This is a genomic window from Chloroflexus sp. MS-CIW-1 (assembly GCF_030444705.1).
Lineage (GTDB): Bacteria > Chloroflexota > Chloroflexia > Chloroflexales > Chloroflexaceae > Chloroflexus.
In genome coordinates this window covers 2,847,670-2,868,287 of the sequence record NZ_JAUBWR010000001.1, presented here as the reverse complement: position 1 = coordinate 2,868,287, position 20,618 = coordinate 2,847,670, and the positions used below count along the sequence as shown (strand labels likewise).

The 20,618-nt window shown below is 53.7% G+C and carries 19 protein-coding genes; 2 read left to right on the top strand and 17 right to left on the bottom strand.

What is annotated here, in order from left to right; translation table 11 throughout:
* Nucleotides 1-42: 42 nt before the first annotated feature.
* The 3 genes from QTO31_RS11465 to phnD are packed head-to-tail and all read right to left on the bottom strand — an operon-like array spanning nucleotide 43 to nucleotide 3,051.
* Nucleotides 43-684, bottom strand: coding sequence for a response regulator transcription factor (locus tag QTO31_RS11465; protein WP_301429170.1), 642 nt, complete (start codon nucleotides 682-684; stop codon nucleotides 43-45).
* Entirely contained in the window at nucleotides 662-2,137 is a 1,476-nt protein-coding gene (locus QTO31_RS11460) for an ATP-binding protein (RefSeq protein WP_301429169.1), read from the bottom strand. Before QTO31_RS11460 ends, QTO31_RS11465 begins: the two co-directional genes overlap by 23 nt.
* Nucleotides 2,134-3,051, bottom strand: a complete 918-nt coding sequence (phnD, locus tag QTO31_RS11455; protein ID WP_301429168.1) for a phosphate/phosphite/phosphonate ABC transporter substrate-binding protein — start codon at nucleotides 3,049-3,051, stop codon at nucleotides 2,134-2,136. Before phnD ends, QTO31_RS11460 begins: the two co-directional genes overlap by 4 nt.
* Nucleotides 3,052-3,495: 444 nt before the next feature.
* Here phnD and QTO31_RS11450 point away from each other — a divergent pair, with 444 nt between their 5' ends.
* Both QTO31_RS11450 and QTO31_RS11445 read left to right on the top strand, forming a co-directional pair.
* The gene (locus QTO31_RS11450) at nucleotides 3,496-4,278 is read left to right on the top strand and encodes an enoyl-ACP reductase (protein ID WP_031460580.1); all 783 of its coding nucleotides are present in this window, start codon (nucleotides 3,496-3,498) and stop codon (nucleotides 4,276-4,278) included.
* A 60-nt stretch (nucleotides 4,279-4,338) separates the two neighbouring features.
* Nucleotides 4,339-4,695 (top strand): hypothetical protein, encoded by a 357-nt coding sequence (locus QTO31_RS11445; protein WP_031460581.1) that lies wholly within the window; start codon nucleotides 4,339-4,341, stop codon nucleotides 4,693-4,695.
* 79 nt (nucleotides 4,696-4,774) lie between these two features.
* Here the strand turns inward: QTO31_RS11445 and QTO31_RS11440 are convergent, their stop codons facing one another.
* The 14 genes from QTO31_RS11440 to QTO31_RS11375 form a co-directional block, all read right to left on the bottom strand.
* Nucleotides 4,775-6,244: an NADH-quinone oxidoreductase subunit N gene (locus tag QTO31_RS11440; RefSeq protein WP_301429167.1), complete on the bottom strand. Its 1,470-nt coding sequence runs from the start codon at nucleotides 6,242-6,244 to the stop codon at nucleotides 4,775-4,777.
* A gap of 47 nt (nucleotides 6,245-6,291) precedes the next feature.
* Nucleotides 6,292-7,869 carry a NuoM family protein gene (locus QTO31_RS11435; RefSeq protein WP_301429166.1) on the bottom strand — a complete coding sequence of 526 codons (1,578 nt, stop codon included), beginning with the start codon at nucleotides 7,867-7,869 and terminating at the stop codon, nucleotides 6,292-6,294.
* Nucleotides 7,870-8,079: 210 nt separating this feature from the next.
* Nucleotides 8,080-10,008 carry an NADH-quinone oxidoreductase subunit L gene (nuoL, locus tag QTO31_RS11430; RefSeq protein WP_301429165.1) on the bottom strand — a complete coding sequence of 643 codons (1,929 nt, stop codon included), beginning with the start codon at nucleotides 10,006-10,008 and terminating at the stop codon, nucleotides 8,080-8,082.
* A 7-nt stretch (nucleotides 10,009-10,015) separates the two neighbouring features.
* The gene (gene nuoK / locus QTO31_RS11425) at nucleotides 10,016-10,318 is read right to left on the bottom strand and encodes an NADH-quinone oxidoreductase subunit NuoK (protein ID WP_028459464.1); all 303 of its coding nucleotides are present in this window, start codon (nucleotides 10,316-10,318) and stop codon (nucleotides 10,016-10,018) included.
* Nucleotides 10,318-10,824 (bottom strand): NADH-quinone oxidoreductase subunit J, encoded by a 507-nt coding sequence (locus QTO31_RS11420; protein ID WP_031460586.1) that lies wholly within the window; start codon nucleotides 10,822-10,824, stop codon nucleotides 10,318-10,320. The genes nuoK and QTO31_RS11420 overlap by 1 nt, the downstream gene beginning before the upstream one ends.
* A 60-nt stretch (nucleotides 10,825-10,884) precedes the next feature.
* On the bottom strand, nucleotides 10,885-11,382 hold the full coding sequence (gene nuoI / locus QTO31_RS11415) for an NADH-quinone oxidoreductase subunit NuoI (protein WP_028459466.1): 498 nt from the start codon (nucleotides 11,380-11,382) through the stop codon (nucleotides 10,885-10,887).
* 85 nt (nucleotides 11,383-11,467) lie between these two features.
* On the bottom strand, nucleotides 11,468-12,685 hold the full coding sequence (gene nuoH, locus QTO31_RS11410) for an NADH-quinone oxidoreductase subunit NuoH (protein WP_301429164.1): 1,218 nt from the start codon (nucleotides 12,683-12,685) through the stop codon (nucleotides 11,468-11,470).
* A 59-nt stretch (nucleotides 12,686-12,744) separates the two neighbouring features.
* Nucleotides 12,745-15,456, bottom strand: a complete 2,712-nt coding sequence (gene nuoG / locus QTO31_RS11405) for an NADH-quinone oxidoreductase subunit NuoG (protein ID WP_031460588.1) — start codon at nucleotides 15,454-15,456, stop codon at nucleotides 12,745-12,747.
* A 59-nt stretch (nucleotides 15,457-15,515) separates the two neighbouring features.
* On the bottom strand, nucleotides 15,516-16,820 hold the full coding sequence (gene nuoF, locus QTO31_RS11400; RefSeq protein ID WP_031460589.1) for an NADH-quinone oxidoreductase subunit NuoF: 1,305 nt from the start codon (nucleotides 16,818-16,820) through the stop codon (nucleotides 15,516-15,518).
* Nucleotides 16,821-16,868: 48 nt separating this feature from the next.
* Nucleotides 16,869-17,561, bottom strand: coding sequence for a complex I 24 kDa subunit family protein (locus QTO31_RS11395; RefSeq protein WP_031460590.1), 693 nt, complete (start codon nucleotides 17,559-17,561; stop codon nucleotides 16,869-16,871).
* 86 nt (nucleotides 17,562-17,647) lie between these two features.
* Nucleotides 17,648-18,883 carry an NADH dehydrogenase (quinone) subunit D gene (gene nuoD / locus QTO31_RS11390; protein WP_031460591.1) on the bottom strand — a complete coding sequence of 412 codons (1,236 nt, stop codon included), beginning with the start codon at nucleotides 18,881-18,883 and terminating at the stop codon, nucleotides 17,648-17,650.
* Nucleotides 18,884-18,887: 4 nt separating this feature from the next.
* Nucleotides 18,888-19,406 carry an NADH-quinone oxidoreductase subunit C gene (locus tag QTO31_RS11385; RefSeq protein ID WP_031460592.1) on the bottom strand — a complete coding sequence of 173 codons (519 nt, stop codon included), beginning with the start codon at nucleotides 19,404-19,406 and terminating at the stop codon, nucleotides 18,888-18,890.
* Between the two features lies 1 nt (nucleotide 19,407).
* Nucleotides 19,408-19,932 (bottom strand): NADH-quinone oxidoreductase subunit B, encoded by a 525-nt coding sequence (locus QTO31_RS11380; protein WP_031460593.1) that lies wholly within the window; start codon nucleotides 19,930-19,932, stop codon nucleotides 19,408-19,410.
* Entirely contained in the window at nucleotides 19,923-20,279 is a 357-nt protein-coding gene (locus tag QTO31_RS11375) for an NADH-quinone oxidoreductase subunit A (protein WP_031460594.1), read from the bottom strand. The genes QTO31_RS11380 and QTO31_RS11375 overlap by 10 nt, the downstream gene beginning before the upstream one ends.
* Nucleotides 20,280-20,618: the final 339 nt, after the last annotated feature.

The window sequence follows — 20,618 nt, the reverse complement described above, 5'->3', positions numbered from 1 at the left end:
GTCAGGTTTTTCCTGACAATCTTCTACCGTGCGTGAAGGGATTCAGTTCGCAGTCAGCAGGTGATGATCGAGCGCATACTGAACGAGCGCCGCTCGTGATCGCAGGCCGAGTTTTTCCATGCCACGTGTGCGGTACGTTTCTACCGTTTTTGGGCTAAGACTCAACTGGTTGGCTATTTCGGCTGCGGTATAGCCGCGTGCTACCAGCAATAGCACTTCCCGTTCACGGTCACTGAGACTCTCCCATGGACTTACCGACGGCGGTTGGGGCAGAATTCCCTCAAGCAACTGGCGGGTGAGGGCAGGATGGATGTACAACTCGCCACGCAGCACAGCGCGAATAGCCGCAATTAACTCGGTATCGGCAGCGCGTTTCAAGACATAACCGTGCGCACCGGTAGCTAGCGCCTGCCGCACATAGCCCTCATCATCGTGCATCGTTAGCACAAGAATCCGTGCGCGGGGTGCTGCTTTCTGAAATGCCGGAATAGCCGATAAACCACTGCCGCCGGTAAGACTGAGATCGAGCAAGATCAGGTCTGGTTGTAGTGTCCTCGCCTGGTTAAGTGCGGTCTGGACGTCTTCAGCCTCACCAATCACTTGTAGATCAGGTTGGCTGTCAAGCAGTAATCGTAAGCCAGCGCGTAACACTGCGTGATCATCAACCAGCAGAATGCGGTTCATCGCAGCCCTCCCTCGTGGGTGGTAAAGGTATTTCGACGTACAACGTCGTGCCATGTCCGGGAGCCGACTCGATGATGAGCTGACCATTCAAGAGTTCGGCTCGTTCGCGAATCCCGTTCAGACCGAGGTGACCATCACCGTGGATGTTATCAGGATCGAACCCACATCCGTCATCTTCAATAATTGCCCGCACTCGATCAGATCGGCGTTCAATGACAACACTGGCAGTTGTAGCGTGAGCGTGGCGGATCACATTGGTTAATGCTTCCTGAACAATGCGGTAGAGCGCGGTTTCTACAACCGGCATCAGGCGAACATTGTCTAGACCAATGAGGGCTAGATCGATCGTGAGTTTACTACGAGCGCGACAATCGGCTACATAGCGTTGTAGGGCAGCCGCTAATCCAAGATCATCAAGGACACTTGGCCGTAACTGGCGGGCCAGTGCGTGCAAATCATTGAGAACTTGTCCTACAATCCCGCGTAAATCATCTACTTGTTGCTTGAGGTCTGGTAAGCGGTAACGATCGGCCAATGAGCGTAATCCAATAAGGAGCGAGGTTAACGCCTGACTAGTGCTGTCGTGCAATTCACGGGCAATTCGCTTACGTTCTTCCTCTTGGGCAGTAATGATTTGCGCTACATATTGAGTTCGTATCTGCTCACGCTCGGCTCGTTCACGTTCAGCCTGAGCCAGCGCGTCGCTCATAGCGTTGAACGCATCGGTGAGCGCACCGATTTCATCATTTGCCCAACGCCTGGCGCGTTGGCTGAAATCACCCTGAGCGACAGCTTTTGTTAGTTCTACCAACTGCAAGATCGGACGAGTAAGAATCCAGGTGAGGAAGGCCGCAGCGGTGATCCCGATCGCTGCGACCATGACTGTGGTTAGAAGCAACTGACCGGTAACGGTCGTAACAGTCCGTTCGCGAGCAGCAAGCGACAGTCCAACCCGGGCGATACCAGCTCGACCATCAAAGATCGGCACAGCGGTATCCCAAATGTCGCCTTCATCGGTTGTCAATAAGATGCTGCGATGATGTTCTTGTGCTGTGACTGTATTGGCGTCACGTAGACCGACCGGGAAACCTCTGCCAAATGTGTGGGCAACAATTGTTCCTTCTGAATCGATGATGAATGCATAGCGTACATCAGGATTGTTGATCTGTGTATCGCGCAGCAGGCGGAACAGACCATAATAATCCTGCATCAGTACCAGATCGGTTGCTCGTGCCGCCAGATCACGGCCTATTGCTACCGAACGTTCGTAGGTCTGAGACGTGAGGGTTTGTTCTAGCAGCAGCCGAACTTCAATGGTTGCAGCCACACCCATCAGGATGACCAGGCCCAGCACGATGCCCAGGATTTTGGCGCGAATGTTGACCGCACCAAGAACATCCCAGGCTCTCGTGAACCAAATGATGAGACGATGTTGCGCGTATTTTGCATTCATGGCGATAATAATCCTACCCGTGATCGTAACAGGCGAGCACTGGCATAGGCAGCATCATCGATCATGACAAACCGCTCGATACCCAGTTCTGCCAGCGCTCTTTGCGCTAACGGTAATGGATCGTCGGCCATCCCTAGCAGAATGTTCTGTAATTCGACGCGCAACTGCGGGCGTACTCCTGAACCGACTACCACTGGCGGGATGCCAAAGGGGGGTGAGGTGTGAATAACCTTTATCTTACTTAGTAATTCAGGATTACGCTTAACAGCAAAATCAAAAACTAAACTGTCAACAGCGGCTCCATCAGCCAAATCATTGGCGACAGCTTCAATTGCTGCATCATGAGTGTAAGTGAAAAAAGTGTCTCGAAAGAAGGTTTCAGGCACTTCACCCATCTCATGAAGCAGTACCGTTGGGTACACCCGTCCGCTAAATGACGTGGGGTCGGTAAACGCAAATACCTTATCGCGCAAGTCAGCTATCGTTTGAGCTGAACTACTTGCCGGTACAATCAACAGGGAATGATAACTTGTTTTTCCATTGACCTGCGGTGCTACCAACAGGCTCATTCCATAGCGGTCGCGACCATCAATATAGGCACTGGTACAGACGAACGCAACATCAACCTCGTTTCGCCCGATCAATTCATTGGTTTCGGTATAAGTACGGCGCTGAATGAGAATAACCTGACGACCCAATCGGGTGCTCAAGTAGTCAAGCAGTGGCTGATAGCTTTGCACTGTTCCCTGTGGTGAAATAACCGAAGCTACCGACACGCGCAAAGGTGGTGACGTGACAGGCGTCGGTGCCGGTAGCGGTTCGAGATGGTTAAGCCGAATCGGCGTTGTGGTCTCTGCCTGACAACTGCTCAACATGAACAAGGCGAGAAAGATATAGAGAAGATAACGGTTCATAGTCGCTACTCTGTTATTCTTTGTGACAAATCGATCATATCATTGAGCAGCCGATCCGAATCGAAAGAGATCGTAACCGACGGTAAATATGTCTGGTTCGTTATTCATCTCTTATTCTCGTAGGCTATCTCTCGCTCAACACACCACCGACTATAAGCACGAACATTCGACGACACAGTAATGTAAGTAGGTAGAACCTGATGAAACACCGTGTAGTATGTTCCTGACCACCCTACCTCAAGAGTGAAACGCAGTGACCAGCCGTGAAGTGTGGTTCAACGTTTTTATCCTACTCAGCAGCAACCTGTTCCCAATGGCGTACCGGGTAAGCCAGTGGGACAAAGATACAGCGCTCTACTCACGCTATCGCCTGCCAAAGTATGGTAAGATAGCGCGCTAGTGAAGCACATCAACGCTTGCTTACAACTTGATGGAGGAAACAGTATGGGCCTGATGGAAGGAAAGAAAGGCCTGATCCTTGGTGTAGCCAATGATCGCTCGATTGCGTGGGGCATTGCGCAGGCCCTGCATCGCGAGGGCGCTACTATCGGCTTCACCTACTTGGGTGAGGCACTCGAACGACGGGTACGACCACTTGCCGAAAGCCTGAACTCACCACTCATCGTGCCGTGTGATGTCGCACACGATGAAGAGATCGCTGCTTTAATGGAGCGTGCCCGTGAAACCTTTGGTCAGATCGATTTTCTCGTTCATGCCATTGCTTTCGCCAACAAAGAGGAATTAAGCGGCACCATTCTCAACACTACCCGTGAAGGATTCCGCATCGCCCTCGAAATCAGTGCCTACTCGCTGATCGCTCTGGTGAAAGCGGCTGAACCAATGTTCGCTCCTAACGCCAGTGTGTTAACGTTAACCTACCATGGCTCTCGTCAGGTCATTGGCAGCTACAATGTGATGGGTGTCGCCAAAGCCGCGCTTGAGGCCAGCGTCCGCTATCTGGCTGCTGGCCTTGGCCCGCGTGGCATTCGAGTCAATGCCATCAGCGCTGGCCCTATCCGTACTCTGGCTGCCAGCGGTATCGCCAATTTCCGCAGCCTGCACAAACAATTTGCCGAATATGCCCCCCTCCGCCGTCATGTCACGATTGAGGATGTTGGCAACGCTGCCCTCTACCTCTGTTCGCCGCTGGCGGCAGGCGTTACCGGCGAGATTCATTACGTCGATGCCGGGTTTAATGTGGTTGTGCCGGGGAGCGGTGAAGAGTAGCACTTCCCTCAACAGTGTGCTACAATGAAAGCGTATGCGCACTGCGATGCGGAGGATAGAATGGGAGAGGTTGCAATCGTATCAACCGATAGCACGACCGCCGATCGGCTCGCTGCGATAGTAGCAGCACAAGACTTCCGCGTGACCACTTGTACCCCCGATGCGCTGCCGGCAGCGCTCCCGGCGTTGTTTATCGTGGTGATGCCGGCATTAGCCTCGCCCGAAGAGCAGGTTATTGAACAGCTTCGTGCGAATGAAACGACGGCGAATATTCCGATCGTGATCGTCAGTGGGTTGCCGATGAACGAGTTACAATCGGTTCCTTACGCTAGTGATTGGACGATTGCGATTGTTCCTGAACCGGTTGAGGAGAAGGTTTTGATCGATACAATTCATTTTTTGCTGGGCAAAGAGTAATGCTCACGCTAGATGATAGGGGCAGGTTACTAAAACCTGCCCCTGTTTGTTGTACACGAACCTTCACTTCAGTATCGCATCAGCCCCCTAGTGCAACCGCTGAACGTTCGACTAGCGCAAAGATCGGAGCCGGGATCAAGCCAATGATGATCGTGCCTGCTGCTGCTACGACAATATCGATTGTGAGACCACGATTAAGTTCAGGCGCAGGTTCTCCCTCTGGCTCGGTCATGAACATCCGAATGATAACCCGTAGGTAGAAGAAAGCTGCAATTGCGCTCGTTAGGACACCGACCAGCGCTAGCCAGGGTAATCCTCCCTCCCAGGCTGCGGTCAGTGCATAGAACTTCGCCATAAATCCAGCAGTCGGCGGTACTCCAGCCAGCGAGAACATAAAGATCGCCATTGCTACAGCCAGCAACGGCTGACGCTGATACAGACCGGCGAAATCGTCGAGTTGCCATGCCTCTTCACCCTGATGCTCTAGGGCAATCAATACCGCGAATGCACCCAGATTGCTCAGGGCATAAACCAGGATGTAAAAAATGAACGCTTCTGGACCGCGCTGTTCACCGGCAACCATGACGCCCAGCATGACATAACCGGCATGGCCGATGCTAGAGTAGGCTAGCATGCGCTTGACATCCATCTGGGCAATGGCCCCCAGGTTGCCGACCACCATGGTCAATGCGGTCAGACCGGCCAGTACTGGTAACCAGTATTCGTTTAATGTCGGTAATGCCTCGAACAGCAGGCGAACCAGTGCTGCCAGCGCTCCACCTTTCGTGCCCACACTCATGAAGGCAGCTACCGGAGTCGGCGAACCCTGGTAGACATCGGGTATCCACATGTGAAATGGCGCCAGCGCAGCCTTGAATGAGAAGGCGATCAAGACCATTGCTGCCCCACCCAGCAAGAGGGTCAGGTTCGTGTCACCTAAATCACGGTCGGCGGCGTAAGCACCGATTTCACTCAGCCGGGTCGAGCCGGTTGCACCAAAGATCAACGCAATACCGTAAACGAAGAAGCCAGCCGCAAACGCACCTAACACCAGATACTTCATCGCTGCTTCTTCTGAGGTCAGGCGCGGATAGGCAAAACCGGTCAGAATGTAGAGCGTGATCGAGAGTGTCTCAATTCCCAGGAAGAGAACGATGAGATCGGTACCCTGCGCTAACAGGATCATCCCGCTGACCGCAAACATGATCAGAGGGTAATACTCGCCCTGCTCTATACCCTGGCGTGGTAGATAGTCGAGCGACATTGTGATGCTTAAGATACCGATCAGCAAAAAGACCCAAGTGAGCGTTAGGGCAAAGGGATCGAGACGTACCATGCCGCCAAACGTGCTTCCGCTCACACCCCAGAGTGGTAGCCCGACCAGACCGGCCACTACCAGACCGGCAATCGCCAAATAGCCGGTGAGCTTCTTGCGCCCAACCGGGATAAAGAATGTGTCAACCAATAATAGGCCGGTCGCCCACGTTACTACTACCAAAAGGGGCGCTATCAATACCAGATCCACCGGCGGGATCGTCAATGCTTCCATTCGTTCTTCCTCCTCGCCTGGGCAAAAACACAATGATTTACTGATGATTACCGCCCGGCTACTTGTGCCATCAAGTCAGCAACCAGCACCGTCACGCTGTACTGCATCCCGGCAAAGAAGAGCGCCGGATAGATACCAATCCCCACAATTGGGATACTCAATAAGGCAAAAGCGGTTAACTCCCGTCGATTCAGATCGGGAAGATGAGCGTTTGCCGGATGCGAAACCTCACCCATAAAAATAGAGCGGAACAGTTTAAGCAGATACGCTGCTGCTAACACAACACCACCGACCGCAAAGATAACGTAGACCCACCCTAAGATCGGCGAGCGGAAGGCACCTGTAATGATGGTAAATTCACCCACAAACCCATTAAGCCCCGGTAAGCCGGCTGAGGAGAGGGCTACCAGTAAGCTGAATGCAGCATAGATCGGCATCACCTTCCACAACCCGCCAAACTCGGCCAGTTCACGGGTGTGGCGTCGCTCGTACAGTACCCCTACCATCAGGAAGAGCGCGCTGGTACTGAGGCCGTGGTTGACCATTTGTAAGATTGCCCCGCTGATCCCTTCTGCGTTAAGGGCAAAGATGCCCAGTACCACAAAACCCATATGGCTGACCGACGAGTATGCCACCAGCTTTTTCATGTCTGACTGGGCAAAGGCAACGGCTGCGCCGTATATGATGCCGATCACCGCTAAAATCGCTAATGCCGGTGCTGCCCATTGTGCTGCTGCCGGAAAAAGGGTAAGATTATAGCGAATAAGACCATACCCACCCAGCTTGAGCAAAACACCGGCCAGAACAACTGAACCGGCAGTTGGTGCCTCAACGTGTGCATCGGGCAACCAGGTGTGAAACGGCCAGAGCGGAACTTTCACGGCAAAGGCTAGAAAGAAAGCACCAAACAGCAGGCGCTCGGTTATGGTGTCGAGCGTAAACCGTCCGGCCCGCAGATCACTGACAAACCGGCCAAAGCTGAACGTTCCGCGAAAGTCGGGTTCAAAAGCAGTTATCGCATCACGGTGCAGGATATGCAGCGCAATCAGGGCCAGGAGCATGAGCACCGATCCGGAAAACGTGTAGAGGAAAAATTTACGTGCCGCATAGATTCGGTTTTGGCTCCCCCAAATACCAATCAGAAATGTCATCGGAATAAGCGTAAATTCCCAGAAGAGGTAAAACAACAGCAGGTCTTGGGCGATAAAGACCCCAATCATCGCTGTCTGTAAGATGAGGAGTAGAATCTGGAAGTTGCGTACATCTTTGTGTACCGAATCCCAGGTTGAGAGCACCACAATCGGGCCGAGAAACGTGGTCAGCATCACCAGCCAGAGGCTAATGCCATCAATTCCGAGGCTGTAGGTCGCTCCCACAATCGGGAGCCAGGGGAGTTCTTCGACGAATTGCATTGCTGGTGGCGCACCAACAACTGCTACCTGAAAAGGATTCGTCTCGAAACGCAGTGGCAAGATCAGGGAGAGAACAAAACCGATCACCATTGTTGTCAGCGACACCCGGCGGGCCAGCTCAGGATTCGTCCGCGGTACGAATAAGAGCACCAGCGCTCCGACTGTCGGCAGCCAGAGAATGAGCGAGAGGAGTGGAAAGCCTAACTGATTCATAACGCTCCCTCGTTGAAGTCACATCAACCTTGCCGCAAGAGTCTCGCCACGATCAGCTTTGCTGGTCGGTATGATCATCCTCATTGCAACGAGGGTGATATGCCTCATCAGCAGTTCACGACCAACTGTTTTCTGCACTCCGGTTCAGTGTAGACAGTAGTTACCGACAGGTACGGCATCAATCGTGGATGCGATCGTACAATGTTTCTGTTAGCGAGCAATCCAGAGCATAAACCCGATCACAAGTAAGACGCCAACCGTGAATACCAGGGCATACGTGCGAACATAACCGGTTTGTACTGCCCGCAAACCGTTGGCCAAACCGCCAAAGAACCGACCAACTCCCATCACCAGACCGTCAACACCCTGTGGATCGAACACGCGGGCCAGGAAATCCGACAAGCGCTCGAAACCGGCAACAACCGTGCGCTGATAGAGACGGTCAAGGTACCAGGCCTCTGCCATGCCTTCCCAGATGTCACCGCTGTAGCGATAGATTGGGTCTTTGCCGCCGATCTTAATTTTGGCTGCGTTGGTGGTGTAAATCCACCAGCCCAAATATCCCATTCCCACCGCTCCAACAGTTGCGATCAGCGCCAGCCAGAGGTTGAATGCACCGGCCTGCTCGTGCAAAACCGGCTCCAGCCAATCGGTCAGCCAGTGCAGAACTGGGAGATTGATCGCACCACCAATGACAGCTCCGACGGCTAACACGATCAGCGGAACTGTCATCACCTGCGGACTTTCATGAGGGTGATAGCCCGGATCGCGTTGCGTGCCGAAGAAGATCAGTGCTACCTGACGACCCATGTAGAAGGCAGTGAATAGTGAGGTGATAAAGAGAATAATGAAAATCGGTGTGTGACCATGCCCAATTGCGTGCGCCAGAATCTCATCTTTGCTCCAGAAACCGGCCAATGGGAAGATACCGGCCAGTGCTAACGCACCGATCAGATACGTGCGGAACGTTACCGGCATTGCGTCTTTCAATCCACCCATTCGCCGCATGTCCTGGGTGTCGTGTGTGCCGTGAATAACCGAACCAGCAGCCAGGAAGAGTAATGCCTTGAAAATACCGTGGGTCAGCAAGTGGAAGATCGCTGCCACATACGCCCCCATCCCACAAGCCGCCACCATAAAGCCTAGCTGCGAAACAGTACTGTAGGCCAGCACACGCTTGATGTCCCATTGAGCCATCGCTGCTGTTCCGGCCATCAGAGCAGTCAACGCACCAATCCAGGTCACCCAACCCTGAGTCGTAAAAGAGGCGACAAACAGCGGCTCGGTCCGCGCCATCAAATAAACTCCACCGGTCACCATCGTTGCCGCGTGTATCAGCGCCGATACTGGGGTCGGGCCAGCCATTGCATCAGGCAACCAGACGAAGAGCGGAAATTGCGCACTCTTGCCAGTGGCGCCGATTAGTAACAGAAATGAGATGGCTGTACTTACAAAAATCGGTTGCCAGTCTGGACCAACTCGTAGGCCGGCAATGTCTCCTACCCGCTCCAGAAAGCCGAGTGCGCCACTTTCTCCCTCACTGTAGAAATTGAGAGTTCCAAAGTAGGTAAAAATTGCCAGCATTGCCAGTATAAATGCAGCATCACCGATGCGATTGACCACAAATGCTTTCACTGCCGCTTCACCGGCTGTCTTGCGCTCGAACCAGAAACCGATCAAAAGGAACGAGCAGAGACCAACCCCTTCCCATCCCAGGAAGAGCAGCAGGAGGTTGTTTGCCATCACCAGGAAGAGCATCATGGTGACGAACAGATTGAGGTAGGCAAAATAACGCACGACCCGCGGATCACCATGCATATAGCCAATCGAGTAGACATGAATCAGAGCACCGACACCGGTAATCAGCAGTGCCATCACTGCTGTCAATGGATCAAACATAATTGCAAACGGCACCCGAAAACTCCCGGTGTTGATCCACTCCCAGGCGGTGCTGACGATTCGCCGATTTTCTGGCGGCATATTGGCTAATACGCCTACCGCGATGAGGGTCGCTACGAATGCAGCTACTACCATGCCACTCGCCACCAACCCGGCTGTGCGTTCGCGGCGAATCACAAACACATTTAACAGAAAGCCAATGAATGGCAACAGCGGAATAAGCCAGATCAACAGTTCCATAGATTGGCTAGCCCTTCAATGTACTGACTTCGTCAACATCGGCGGTACGCTTGGTACGGAAGATTGCGACCAGAAGTGCCAGACCGACTGCTACCTCAGCAGCAGCCACCGTAATGACAAAGAAGACGATGGCTTGGGCCTCAACACCCAAACGTTCGCGGGCAAAGGCAACTAAGGCCAGATTGGCGGCATTGAGCATTAACTCAACTGCCATAAAGACCACAATCGCGTTGCGTCGCAGTAATACCCCTAGCACTCCAATCGTAAACAAGATGGCGCTCAGCAGCACATAGTACGAGGTGGGCACCATTAGATTTTCCTCCCGCGCTGATTCAGTACTACTACCCCAATGACCGCGATCAACAAAATAAAGCCGGTTACCTCAAATGGCAGGAGGTAGTCGGTAAAGAGCAACGCCCCCAATGTCCGCGGATCACTGAATTGAATCAGCGCCTCACTCTCCGGTGGCGGATTCGTCGCCCCACCCAGGCCGACTACGACCGACACGACCAACAATGCTAATCCCAGCAGCAACGCCAGTGGTTGTTGCCAGGCAATCCGATCTGGCGTGTCTTCTACCTTTTCCGCACCCAAGAGCATGACTACGAACAGAAACAGCACCATGATCGCGCCGGCATAGACGGTAAGCTGAATTGTAAACAGAAAAGGAGCCTGTAGCAACAAAAAGAGCACCGCAATCGCAGCAAAGTTCAGTAGTAAAAAGAGAGCACTATGCACTGCGTTCCGCGAAACCAGCATTGCTACGGCACCTACAATCGCAATCAGTGCTGTAATGAGAAACAAGATAAGTTCCATACCCTGTGCTCCGCTTACCAGCGTATCTCAGATGATCTCCAACTATGCCGTGTCAGTCGTCTATAGATCAATCTTGGCCGGTGGGCTGGGTTGCCGATTGAGCTGCTGTAAAATCGGCGGTGGTTCACCATGGCCTTTATCCGGCGGCACTAACAGCATCTCTTTGGTATAGATGGCTGCCCGACGATCATAGAAGCTCAACTCGTACTGATGCTCGAGCACAATGGCGTTCGTCGGACAGGCATCTTCGCAATAACCACAGAAGATGCAGCGCAGCATATTAATTTCATAAACCGCTGCATACCGTTCGCCCGGTGAGCGTGGGTTGGCCGGATCGTTCTCGGCTGGAATCACCAGAATTGCATCTGCCGGGCAGGCAGCAGCGCAGAGAGCGCAGCCGATGCAGCGTTCCTGTCCATTAGCGAACCGTTTTAGTTCGTGACGACCACGAAAACGTTCACGTACCGGTCGTTTCACCTCTGGATACTGTACGGTGACCGGTCGCTTAAACATGTAACGCAGTGTTGTTCCTAACCCCTTAACCAGTTCTCTGATCATGAGCTATCCCTTTCAGCGGGTCGAATGCTTCGCTTGCCGCACGACGTTCGTTTTCACCCACAAATCGAATCACGTGTGTAGAGGCTCAGTTCGGTAGTTGGATGTCCTTCACCAGGGTTACATTATCAATCGGTTTGGGCGTGCGGTTGAAGCCGATGGCGATGGCGATGGTGATCGCCCCTAAACCGAACAGCACCCACGAATGTACGACCCGATCAGGAATCAAGATGATAACCACCGTTGTATAGACCAGGTTGAGCAAACCGACCGGTAACAACCATTTCCAGCCCAAATCCATCAGGCGGTCGTACCGCAATCGTGGCCAGGATGCACGTACCCATACCGAGATGAAGAGAAACACGACCACCTTTAGCAAAAAGGCGCCAAGCGAGACAATCCCAAAGACAATGCTTCCCGCTACCGGCCCTGCCAGCGCCGTTACCTCACGCCCGAGAATGTCGAGACCTGGAAAATGCCAGCCCCCGAAGAAGAAGGTTACTGCCAATGCCGAGACGGCTATCAGTTTGATGTACTCGGCCATGAAGAAGAGGGCAAATTTCATTGAACCGTATTCGGTGTTATAACCACCCGTCAGCTCTTGCTCAGCTTCAACCAGATCGAAAGGCGCACGCACGACCTCGGCAGTGGCAGCGATCATGTAGAGGACAAAACCTAGCAGTTGCGGAATAATTCCCCACAACCCTCCCTGCTGTTGGGTGACAATCTCATGCGTTGAAAGGGTGCCATACGTCATCACCACACTGAGCACAGCACAACCTAACGCCAGTTCGTAAGAGATGAGCTGTGCCGAGGAACGGATGCCGCCGAGCATTGAGTATTTGTTGTTCGAGGACCAACCGGCCAGGGTGATCCCATAGACGCCGATGCTGGTTACGGCCAGTACATAGAGCACACCGATGTTCAGATCGGTAATTTGCAGAATGTTCCAGAGGTTGGTGCGCGCCGGATCATAACAGGCCTGATAATCCCAGTTCAGGTTAAGACAGCCAAACGGAATAACCGCCCAAATGATGAGCGCTGGAATAACCGCTACTGCCGGAGCGAGGAGATACACCGGTTTATCGGCCATTGCCGGTACAATATCTTCTTTGAAGAAGAGTTTGACCGCATCGGCGGCTGGTTGAAGTAACCCTGCCGGCCCGGCCCGATTCGGTCCGACCCGATTTTGGAGCCGTGCCAGAATCCGTCGTTCAAACAGGGTTAGATACGCGAAGGCGGTTGTCACCGCTAGCGTAATAACAAAACATTGGATCACGATGATCAGGATGGTCAGCCAATCCATACGTATGTCCCTCAGTGCTGATCCGAATGCACATCCAGCCCATAGATCAGCGCTTGCAGCTACTCCGTTACGACTTTCGCCAGGTTCACCCGTGTACGCGGTCCGGTCTCGATCTCAGCGGCCATAACATCAGCCAGGCCGGCAGGTAGCAGAATGATACCATTTGGAACATCGGCTAGCACCCGAGCAGGGATGACCATTTCACCGGCTGCTGAGATCAACCGCACCCGATCACCACTATGAATGTTCAGCTTTGCTGCGTCGTCAGCGCTGATTGCCGCGTATCCACGTGGTATCAGGCTTTGTAGCTTAGAACCGCGCAGATGGCGGTCACCGTCGTAGGCTAACACCTGTTCGAGAAGCAGCATTGGTCGCTCATCAGCGAAACGAGTGACTTTGCCGGTAAAGGTGAGGTTTACCGTTCCTTTGCTTGCCAAAGCCGGTAAGACCAGACCGACACCTTCGGTATTGGTGTAGCTGGTGCCATCGTAATAAATGGCATCATCGAACTGCCGTCCCCAGCTTCCGCCGGTACCGGTTGCGGCCAACGCTGCATACGTTATTCCGGCATAGCCTGGCACTTGGGCTGCGATCTCATTTCCTACATCGGCGGCTACCATATACGACCAGGCCTCGGTAGTTACCGGGATCGGCCCATTTCGCCCACCGCCAATTGGCACCATCGCCAGAGCCTGGGCAACTGCGGCAACGATCTGCCAGTCTGGCCGTGACTCACCAACCGGAGCGCAGGCCTGTCGCGACCGCTGCACCCGTCGCTCGGCGTTGGTGTAGGTTCCTTCGCGCTCGGCAACACTGGCTGTCGGCAAGACAACATCGGCATATTCCGCACTGGCCGTCAGGAAGAGGTCTTGTACGATCACAAATTCAGCCGCTTCGAGTGCCGCCCGCGCCACCGGAAGTTTTGCTGCCGGATCGACACCGGCCAACCAGATAGCCCGTACCTTTCCCTCTCTCGCCGCATCCCAGATACCGTTGGCATCCAGGCCACGCTGCTTGCGCGGTGTATAACCCGGCCCGGCATCAGGTCGCACTCCCATTTCAATCGCGCCGCGACTGTTGCCTCCGGGTAACAGGGCAATGATACCGTTATTTGCCGTACCGGTGCGTCCACTGAGCAACATCAGTGCAGCCAGCGCTTCGGTTAGGGCCGGCCCTGCACTACGTGCTTCCCAGCCATAGACAATTAGGCTTTGACTGGCAGTCAGAAAATCTTTTGCCAGTTGGTTTAACCCGTCAACCGTCAAACCGCAAGCAGTGGCCAGATTGTTCAGAGAAACTCGTTCTAGCGCCGCACGGAGTTCTTTCCAGCCTGCCAATCGCTCGAGGGTGGCTGTCCGGGAACTATGTTCAAGCGCGGCCTTCAATAGTCCCTGAACGAAAGCCAGTTCACCTTCAGGGCGGTAGCGCACAACCTGCGTTGCCGAGCGCTCAAGTTTCGTTGGCCGCAAGCCGGCAACAACCAGCTTGCCTCCCCGTTGGGCAATGCCACGCAACCGCAGCATATAAAGTGGCGCTTCTTCTTCAGGATCGGCACCAATTACCAACACGACGGTTCCTGATCCCAGTTTGCTTAGATCAGTGTTAGGGCCAGGCGCCAGCCAGCCACCAATCTCATCGGGTGGCAGGGCTGCCGGTCCGCCGATACCGGTATCGATATTCTCGCTCCCCAGTTCGCGCAATAACTTCTGGAACAGGTAGAGGTCTTCGTTGCTGAGCTGTGGGCCGGCCAAACCGGCCAGCGCCTGTCCGCCATGACGTGCGCGAATGAGGGTCAACTGATCGGCAACGACTTCGAGGGCTTCATCCCAACTTACCGGAACAAGCTTCCCATTGCGCCGTACCAGCGGTGTTGTCAGCCGATCAGGTGCTTCGATAAAGCGATGGCCGTAGCGTCCCTTATCGCAAATCCAGATGTCGTTGACCGCTGCATTTTCGCGTGGCATCACCCGCATCAGACGGTCATGACGCATATCGAGCGTCAAGTTGCAGCCAACTGGACAAAGGGTACAGACCACCGGCTTACTCTGCAACTCCCAGACCCGTGCCTTAAACCGAAAATCGCTGCTGGTTAGCGCACCAACTGGACAAATATCGGTCGTGTTACCGGAAAACTTGCTGTTGAAAGGCGGATCCGACTTTGAGATAATCATCCAGTTGCGACCACGGTTGTCGAACCCAAGCACCGGATCATCGGCGATTTCATCCTGGAAACGTACACAACGACCACAGAGAATACAGCGCTCGCGGTCAAGGTAGATGAGATCGCCTAGCTTTACCGGCTTCTCGAAATGCACCTTATCGTTGTAGTCAAAGCGTGAAACCGCCGGACCCCAGCCCATGGTCAGATTCTGCAACGGACACTCACCGCCTTTGTCACATACCGGACAATCGAGCGGGTGTGATGTGAGCAGGAACTCAAGAATACCCCGTTGCGCAAACCGCACCTCTTCGGTGGTAGTCTTCACTACCATCCCCGGACTAACCGGTGTCGTACAGGCGGTTTGCAACTTCGGCATCATGGCAATCACCGGCTGACCATTGGCGTCAAGTACCGGTTGACGAGTTGCCGGATCAACTTTCGGCGTGCCAACCTGCACTAAACACATCCGACACATCCCAACCGGTTTAAGTCGTGGATGGTAACAAAAGACCGGGATTGCGATCCCTGCCTGGCGGGCAGCATCAACAATATTGGTACCGGCAGGCACAGTTACCTGCACTCCATCGATGGTAAGCGTTACATCTGACATTGCACGTTACCTTATGCTAAAGCACATCGCAGCCCACGATGTGCTAATGGTCAATCCGTTTAGTGCCGAACGATAAGCGGAATCTGATGCCCATTCCGGCTACTGCTGCGCTTTACCAGCGCTTCAAACTCGTGCGGGAAGAGCTGCAACGCACTCTTGATTGGCATAACGGCGCTTTCGCCGAGCAAGCAGAAGCAATTTCCGGCCATCTGGCGGTAGATGCTATGCAGCGTGTCGATGTCAGCAGCGGTCGCGTGCCCTTCTTCAACCATCCGGTGTAAAGTGCGCACCAGCCAGTGCGTCCCTTCACGGCAAGGTGTACACTTCCCGCAACTCTCGTGTTTGAAAAATTCGTCCATCTTGTACGCGACATAGGGGGCTGATACGGTATCGTTCAGCACAATAACGCCTCCTGAACCGAGCATCGAACCGGCAGCGGCCAGACTCTCGTAGTCGAGCGGAATATCCAGATGGTCGGCAGTGAGCCATGGCGCAGAGGCACCACCGGGAATGATAATCTTGACCGGACGACCACCCTTCATCCCGCCACCATATTCGGGCGACTCGATCAACTCGCGAAGTGGCACGCCAAACGGTAACTCATAATTCCCAGGCCGATTCACATGACCACTGAGCGAAAAACACTTCGTGCCAGGACTCTTCTCGGTACCGTGTGATCGGTACCAGGCTACTCCCTTCTCGACGATACGAGGAACGTTTGCCAGCGTCTCAACATTGTTGATAATCGTCGGTTTGCCGTACAGACCGGCAACTGCCGGGAAGGGTGGTTTGAGGCGTGGTTGACCGATTTTCCCCTCAAGCGATTCCATTAGCGCAGTCTCTTCACCGCAGATATAGGCGCCAGCGCCGCGATGAACATAAATATCGAGATCAAAGCCGGTGCCCAAAATGTTCTTGCCGAGAAAACCGGCTTCATAGGCCTGGGCAATCGCTCGCTCGAGCGTGCGTGCGGCAGCGGCAAACTCGCCGCGCATATAGATGTACGCGACATTCGCTTCAATCGCGTAAGCCGATAGTGCCACTCCTTCAATGAGCTGATGGGGATTTTTGTCGATAATTTGATGATTATTGAACGTTCCTGGCTCAGACTCGTCACAATTGCAGAGCAGATAGCGCGGATAGACACCTTTAGGGAGAAAGCCCCACTTTACCCCGGTTGGGAAGCCAGCGCCGCCCCGACCGCGCAGTCCCGAGTCTTTCACCATCTGTACAATATCAGCCGGAGTTTTCTCGGTTAAGGCGTAGCGATACGCTTCCCAACCACCATGGCGACGGTAAACAGCAAAATCGGAAATGTCGGGAATATCGAGTTCCCGCATCACGATATGTTCAGTCAGCCCCATCGAAATCAACTTTCTAGCGCATTGAATAGCGAACTGCTCAGAATAACATCACAACGGCGAAGCCTTGCGCGTTTCTGGGCGATCAATCCCCGAATCGGCCTCTGGCGCCACCGCCGGGGGTGGTGTTACCGGCGGTGGTGACGCTTCGCCAGCGAACTCACGTGGCCGATAGGGTGAAAACCGTTCAATCTGAACCAAACGGCCATCACGGGTGAACTCATAATCTTCGGCGAAGCGGCCACTCACGCCGCGCTTCCGTGCTTCGGCAGCACGCTCACGCAGGTTGTTGAGCAAGGTGTCGACGCGATCGGGTGTGACATCGTACACATAATCGAGGTTAGCCTGCAAGACCGGTGCCCGATCACATGCCGCCAGACACTTCACCCGTTGCAGAGTAAACATCCCATCGGGTGTCGTTTCTTCCTCGTTGATACCGAGCGAATGTTTTAAGGCAGCGATCAACTCCTCGGCTCCACAAAAACAGCACGGTACGTCGTCGCAAACTTGTAATACCCAGGTACCTACCGGACGATTGTAAAAGAGCGTATAAAATCCTACGACCTCGAAGACATCGGTTGGTGGCAAATCGAGAATCGTCGCCACCTCACGAATCGCCTCATCGGTCAGATAACCATACGTGTCCTGAGCCAGGTACAATAGGGGTAACACCGCACTACGCTTACTGGCGTAACGAGCAAGAATGGTCTCAATCTCAGCTTGATGTATGTCGAGCAGAGTCACAAATCCCCTCCGCAGCTCTTCTTTATCCTGGTACGCACTGCTTACGCAGTGCCAGCAGGTTACAGCATATACCGTGCATGATTCGGTTATCGATCCACTTCACCCAACACCGGATCGAGACTGGCAATTAACGCAACCAGGTCGGCAACCATCCGCCCCTTTGCCATATGGGCCAGACTTTGCAGATTAATGAACGATGGGGCACGGAAATGGACGCGCCACGGCTTTGGACTACCATCACTCACCACGTAGCAACCAAGAATACCGCGTGGCGACTCGATACTGACGTAAGCATCACCACGTGGTGGTTTGAAACCTTCAGTCCACAGCTTAAAATGGTGAATAAGGGCTTCCATACTCTCGGTGATCTCACGCTTTGGCGGCGGAGCTACCTTGCGATTCGGTGTGACAACCGGCCCTGGCCCCAACTCACGCAAACGCTCAGTCGCTTGCTGGATGATCTTCACACTTTGGCGCATCTCGGCGATTCGTACCCGATAGCGGTCATAAATATCGCCATTCTTGCCTACAGGGATCTCAAACGAATAGGTTTCATAACCGCTGTAAGGCATCGCCTTGCGTACATCATATGCAACACCGGTTGCCCGCAAATTTGCGCCGGTCAGGCCGAGGGCAATCGCCGATTGGGCATCAATCACCCCTACCCCGACCGTCCGCTCTAGCCATAGCGGATTCGTCGTCAGCAAATCTTCGTACTCGTCGATCCGAGATGGCATAATGGCGAGGAACTGCTCCACCGTCGGAATAAAATCGGATGGCAGATCGTAGGCCAGGCCACCGATCCGGAAATAGCTGGTCATCATCCGCGCACCGGACACCAGCTCAAAGATGTCGAGAATCTGCTCACGCTCGCGGAACGCATACAGAAAAACGCTCATTGCCGCCAGATCAAGCGCGTGCGTACCGAGCCAGACTAGGTGTGACGCGATCCGCTGCAACTCGACGAGCAACACTCGCGCAATCTGGGCACGTTCGGGAATTTCAACATCGAGCAATTTTTCAACTGCCAGCGCATAGCAAAGATTATTGGAGAGCGGCGCCAGATAATCCATCCGGTCGGTGAGGACCACCGCCTTCTGGTACGTCTTGCTCTCCATCGTCTTTTCAATTCCGGTGTGCAGGTACCCGACATCAGGTGCGACATTAACGACCACTTCACCATCAAGTTCAAGCACCAACCGCAACACACCGTGAGTACTGGGGTGATGCGGTCCCATATTGAGCACCATCGTCTCGGTGCGACCTGCGACCGCCGGCTCGATAATCTGTTGTGGCGTCGGAACAGTGATCGATTCGGTCATGCACCTACTCCTTTACAAATGGCTTATGAGCGTAGATGCGATCTTGATTGAACGTAAACGCAACCTCTTCATCGCCAAGCGGATGATCCTTACGCAGCGGATGACCAACCCAATCATCAGGCAGTAAAATGCGGGTGAGCGAAGGATGGCCTTCAAACCGGATGCCTAACAGATCGAATGCCTCCCGCTCCTGATAATTCGCCGTTGGGAAGAGTGGCGTGAGTGACGGCACTGTCGGTTCTGGCTCATCACACCCAACTTTAAGACACACCCGATGGCGATGGCGCATACTGGTCAGATGCGCGACAACCTCGAAACGAGGTGTGCGCCCAAGGTAATCGACGCCACAGAGATTTTCGAGGAACGTATAGGCAAACGCTGGATCATCACGCAAAAAGCGGGCTACCGCCACATATCCTTGTGGCGTGAGTGTCAGGCTCAGGTCGCCGCGAAACTCATTCACAGCCAGAATCTCACCGGCAAATTTCTCGCGTAATGCAGTAAGTACCGTCTGATTATCCATATCACTTCACCTGCACCAGGGGCTGATCGATACGGATCGGCGATTCCTTCCGCCCACTAATCTTCTCGCGCATCACTTTCTGATGCAACATCATGATCCCATCGATCAGTGCTTCAGGGCGGGGCGGACAACCGGCAACGTAGACATCAACCGGCACAACCTCGTCGACTCCCTGAACGATCGCATAGTTATTGAAAATACCGCCACAGGCGGCACAGTCACCCATCGCGATGACCCATTTTGGTTCGGGCATCTGATCGTACAGGCGACGTACCACTGGTGCCATCTTCCGCGAGACCCGTCCAGCAACAATCATCAGATCGGCCTGGCGGGGTGAGGCCCGGTTTAACTCCATCCCAAACCGTGAAAGGTCGTAATTGCTCGCCTGTGCCCCCATCATCTCGATAGCGCAGCATGCCAAACCAAATAGCAGGGGCCACATCGCATTCGTTCGCCCCCAGTTCACAACCGTCTCGAGCGTTGTGGTGACAATGCCGAGATTACCGGCTTTTTCTTCTATTCCCATCGCAACGCCCCTTTCTTCCATTCATAAATAAAGCCGACGAGAAGCACGACGAAAAAGACTCCCATGATGACAAGACCGGCTGGGCCGAGCTGGCGGAAGACAAGGGCAAAGGGGTAGAAGAAGACGACTTCAATGTCGAAGACGATGAAGAGCATCGCCACGACATAGAACTTCACCGGAATACGCCGAATAGCCGGTCCAACCGGGTCCATACCCGACTCGTAAGGTGCCAGTTTCCGCGGCGTGCTCCGTCGGGGTCCGAGCAGCGCCGATAACGTGATGACGAAGACGGCAATGAAGACAGCAATGAGAAATAGAATGAGTACCGGAACATACGGTTCAAGCATATATTGCCTCGCAGCGAGTCATCGCAGAATCCACCGACGCAAGCAGAGGTGTCATAGGGAATTATACCTGTCTTCAAGGTTGTGTCAATCGGCACGAACTATGGAAATTTCTAGTGCAACACGTCGCAAAAAATTGTGCAATTAATCCGGCATGGTGAATGCAGAAAGTAGCGAATGTTTACGTCAGGGTTACCTATCAATTCGATGCAGGAGAACCCAAATGTTGGGCAAAGCAATGTCGGTTTCCTTTCTGCCAGGGCTTTTCGACGTTCTCACCGTACCTGGTAGAGGTATGGTGAGGAGAGGATAATGAAGATTGCGAGCAATGGAGGGATTCCC

What these genes read in the sequence shown, in the direction of transcription:
- QTO31_RS11465 (WP_301429170.1), bottom strand. Translation starts at nt 684, where the DNA reads ATGAACCGCATTCTGCTGGTTGATGATCACGCAGTGTTACGCGCTGGC.
- QTO31_RS11460 (WP_301429169.1), bottom strand. Translation starts at nt 2,137, where the DNA reads ATGAATGCAAAATACGCGCAACATCGTCTCATCATTTGGTTCACGAGA.
- phnD (WP_301429168.1), bottom strand. Translation starts at nt 3,051, where the DNA reads ATGAACCGTTATCTTCTCTATATCTTTCTCGCCTTGTTCATGTTGAGC.
- QTO31_RS11450 (WP_031460580.1), top strand. Translation starts at nt 3,496, where the DNA reads ATGGGCCTGATGGAAGGAAAGAAAGGCCTGATCCTTGGTGTAGCCAAT.
- QTO31_RS11445 (WP_031460581.1), top strand. Translation starts at nt 4,339, where the DNA reads ATGGGAGAGGTTGCAATCGTATCAACCGATAGCACGACCGCCGATCGG.
- QTO31_RS11440 (WP_301429167.1), bottom strand. Translation starts at nt 6,244, where the DNA reads ATGGAAGCATTGACGATCCCGCCGGTGGATCTGGTATTGATAGCGCCC.
- QTO31_RS11435 (WP_301429166.1), bottom strand. Translation starts at nt 7,869, where the DNA reads ATGAATCAGTTAGGCTTTCCACTCCTCTCGCTCATTCTCTGGCTGCCG.
- nuoL (WP_301429165.1), bottom strand. Translation starts at nt 10,008, where the DNA reads ATGGAACTGTTGATCTGGCTTATTCCGCTGTTGCCATTCATTGGCTTT.
- nuoK (WP_028459464.1), bottom strand. Translation starts at nt 10,318, where the DNA reads ATGGTGCCCACCTCGTACTATGTGCTGCTGAGCGCCATCTTGTTTACG.
- QTO31_RS11420 (WP_031460586.1), bottom strand. Translation starts at nt 10,824, where the DNA reads ATGGAACTTATCTTGTTTCTCATTACAGCACTGATTGCGATTGTAGGT.
- nuoI (WP_028459466.1), bottom strand. Translation starts at nt 11,382, where the DNA reads ATGATCAGAGAACTGGTTAAGGGGTTAGGAACAACACTGCGTTACATG.
- nuoH (WP_301429164.1), bottom strand. Translation starts at nt 12,685, where the DNA reads ATGGATTGGCTGACCATCCTGATCATCGTGATCCAATGTTTTGTTATT.
- nuoG (WP_031460588.1), bottom strand. Translation starts at nt 15,456, where the DNA reads ATGTCAGATGTAACGCTTACCATCGATGGAGTGCAGGTAACTGTGCCT.
- nuoF (WP_031460589.1), bottom strand. Translation starts at nt 16,820, where the DNA reads ATGGGGCTGACTGAACATATCGTGATGCGGGAACTCGATATTCCCGAC.
- nuoD (WP_031460591.1), bottom strand. Translation starts at nt 18,883, where the DNA reads ATGACCGAATCGATCACTGTTCCGACGCCACAACAGATTATCGAGCCG.
- QTO31_RS11385 (WP_031460592.1), bottom strand. Translation starts at nt 19,406, where the DNA reads ATGGATAATCAGACGGTACTTACTGCATTACGCGAGAAATTTGCCGGT.
- QTO31_RS11380 (WP_031460593.1), bottom strand. Translation starts at nt 19,932, where the DNA reads ATGGGAATAGAAGAAAAAGCCGGTAATCTCGGCATTGTCACCACAACG.
- QTO31_RS11375 (WP_031460594.1), bottom strand. Translation starts at nt 20,279, where the DNA reads ATGCTTGAACCGTATGTTCCGGTACTCATTCTATTTCTCATTGCTGTC.